The organism is Moraxella bovis (genome assembly GCF_002014975.1).
GTDB classification, from domain to species: domain Bacteria; phylum Pseudomonadota; class Gammaproteobacteria; order Pseudomonadales; family Moraxellaceae; genus Moraxella; species Moraxella bovis.
On the sequence record NZ_MUXV01000093.1, the window covers coordinates 1 to 901 of the forward strand.

Consider the following 901-nt stretch of genomic DNA (forward strand, 5'->3'; position numbering starts at 1 on the left):
AAAAACACAACCTAATACTAATATAAGGTTGTGTTTTAAAAAGGTGAAATGGCTGATTAGCCGATGGCTTTGTTTTGTTTGATGTCGTAACCCATTTGAGTTTCGGCACCACGACCGCCACGCTCGGTTTGTTCCCAGTATTGGTTTTTGATTTTGACGGCTTGGAATGAGTAATTCACATAAAGAACTTCATTGTCCTTGGAACCGACGAACTCAACGCCAGTTACCATGACGTCTTCTAGTGTGATTCTAGAGTACTCAATCTGTTCGCCACCTGCCTTGCAAACTGAGATTTCCACTTTAGGGATGTGCCGACCAATGGCACTGTGTTTGAGAACGGTAGGAGCTGCCTTATCAATAGCGGCTGTTACTTTTAGGTCTTGGAAATTAACCTTACCCGCACCACCACCACCACCTGTGGTTAGAGTGGCAGGCTGACTGGCACCCCATGTAAAGTTATGAACATCAATCCAATCCTTGTGTCCTGCATCCTTGGATTCGCCATTCACGCCATCGATTTTTAAGAAAATATCTATAGCCATAATGTGCACCTTTATAAAAAAAAATGTGAGGTTATTAACTCATCCATGGGAGATACACTACTTTATAAATAATATCGTATCTCATTTAAATGAGTTCATGTGATTATAGCGAAAACAAAATAAACAATCAAGCAAATTTTTTCACCCCCTTGACCCCACATCCTCACTTGCACGTTGTCGCCGACATTGATGACATAACTGTCATTAAAGGTAGAGCCTGACGTGGTAGAGAACGCCCCACGAAAGAGCTGTTCACCAAAAATACGCACGTCTGTTTTGACATTTTGGATGACGGGACTATTGTTAATGATGGCATTGGTCGGCATGCTTGCCATTGCCACCGCTTCGGCAGTGGTTGC

1 protein-coding gene and 1 pseudogene are annotated in these 901 nt (G+C 42.8%); both read right to left on the reverse strand.

From position 1 onward, the window contains the following. Positions 1–56: 56 nt before the first annotated feature. A complete protein-coding gene (locus B0182_RS13530) occupies positions 57–542 on the reverse strand; it encodes an Hcp family type VI secretion system effector (RefSeq protein ID WP_062500990.1) in 486 nt (161 codons plus the stop codon). 95 nt (positions 543–637) lie between these two features. After that, positions 638–901: pseudogene (locus tag B0182_RS13535) on the reverse strand (hypothetical protein); the annotation flags it as partial.